This window comes from Kineococcus esterisolvens (assembly GCF_050871405.1).
Lineage (GTDB): Bacteria > Actinomycetota > Actinomycetes > Actinomycetales > Kineococcaceae > Kineococcus.
The window spans coordinates 1-1,700 of sequence record NZ_JBJLRI010000145.1 but is presented as its reverse complement, the minus strand read 5'-3'; the positions used below and the strand labels follow the sequence as shown (position 1 = coordinate 1,700).

Below are 1,700 nucleotides of genomic sequence, written 5' to 3'. Positions count from 1 at the left end.
GTCGGCGATGGTGCGGGTGACCAGTGCCAGGGAGATCGCACCGGCGTCGGGGTGGCCCAGGGACCGCTCGGCCAGCGGGCGCGCGCGTCCGATCTGCGGGCGCAGGTCCCTGGTGGCCTCGGCGGCCTCGGTCGAGGCCTGCGCCGCCGCGGCCCAGGCGCTCTTCAGGTCATCGCCGGCACCGACGCGCTCGGCGAGCTTCTCGGCGAAGGGCACCTGCGCGTCCAGCATCGTCTTGTTGCCCACGCGCGCCCCGGCCAGGCGCTGCACGGCCTCGACCGACGCGCCGGCGCCGGCGGCGACCTGCTGCGCGCTGGGGGTGTCCTGGTCACCGAGCTGGTCGGCGAAGGCGTGCAGCAGCACCCCCCAGATCACCCCGGAGGTGCCCCCGGCGCGATCGGCCCACGCCCCACCGGCGGCGGCCAGCGTCGAGGCCGCACCGGCGCCGGCGTCCGCGGCCGCGCGAGCGGCCCGCGCCGCAGCGACGGAGCCGTTGACCATGCCGGTGCCGTGGTCGCCGTCACCGGCGATCGCGTCGATGCGCCCCAGCTCGGCCTCGGCCCCGGCGAGCGCATCGCGCACGGCCTCGATCAGCGCGGCGACCTTCTGGCCGGCGTCCTGCGCGGGCTGCGGGGTGCCGGAGTAGTCGGCGACCTCGTCCTCGGGCACCTCGTACACCGGCGCGGCAGTGGTGGCGATGACCTCACCGACGCTGAGCGCGGGCGCCTGCGCCGGAGCGCACCACAACCGCTCCAGCTCCTCGTCCAGCCACGTCACGGTCAGCGAGGCACCGGCCATGTCCAAGGACGTGACCAGCTCACCGACCTGCGGGGCGACGATCTCGTAGCCGGCCGCGCGCAGCTTGGCGGCGACGGGGGCGTAGAGGAGGAACAGCTCCTCGTACTTCGTCGAGCCCAGGCCGTTGACCAGCACCGTGATGCGCCCGCCCTGCGGGGCGCCGGCGGGCTTGCCGTCCAGGACCTTGTCCACCAGCAGGTGCGCGATCTGCTCGGGGGTGCCGATGGGCTCTTCGGAGATGCCGGGCTCGCCGTGGATGCCCAGCCCGATGCCCATGTGCCCGTCCGTGACGGTGAACAGCGGATCGCTCTCGCCGGGCAGGGTGCACCCGGCGAACGCGATGCCCATCGAGCGGGTCATCTCGTTGGCGTGGCGCGCGGCGCGCACGACGGCGTCGAAGTCGTAGCCGGCCTCGGCGGCCGCCCCGGCGATCTTGAAGGCGACCACGTCGCCGGCGATGCCGCGGCGCTGGCCGTTGGCGCCCTGGCCCTCGGAGGCGACGTCGTCGGTGACCACCAGCAGCTCCGCCGGGATGCCCTCGGCGCGCAACCGCTCGGCGGCCAGACCGAAGTTGAGGATGTCACCGGCGTAGTTGCCGAAGCCCAGCAGCACCCCACCGCCGCGGTTGGCGGCCTTGGCCACGTCGTACACCCAGCGGGTCGAGGGCGAGGCGAACACGTTGCCGCACACCGCCGCATCGGCCAGGCCCGGGCCGACGTAGCCGGCGAAGGCCGGGTAGTGCCCCGAGCCGCCACCGACCACGACGGCGACCTTGCCCTCGGGCGTGGCGGTCGAGCGGATCACCCCGTGCGGCACCGGCTGCACGTACTGCGCGTACAGCTCGCAGAACCCCGCCATCGCGTCGTCCACGAACGAGGACGGGTCCCCGAAGATCTTCGTCA

1 protein-coding gene is annotated in these 1,700 nt (G+C 74.6%); it reads right to left on the bottom strand.

The features are described from left to right. The coding region (locus ACRYR8_RS21135) for a dihydroxyacetone kinase family protein (protein WP_432486230.1) at positions 1 to 1,700 on the bottom strand (1,700 nt) is incomplete at both ends.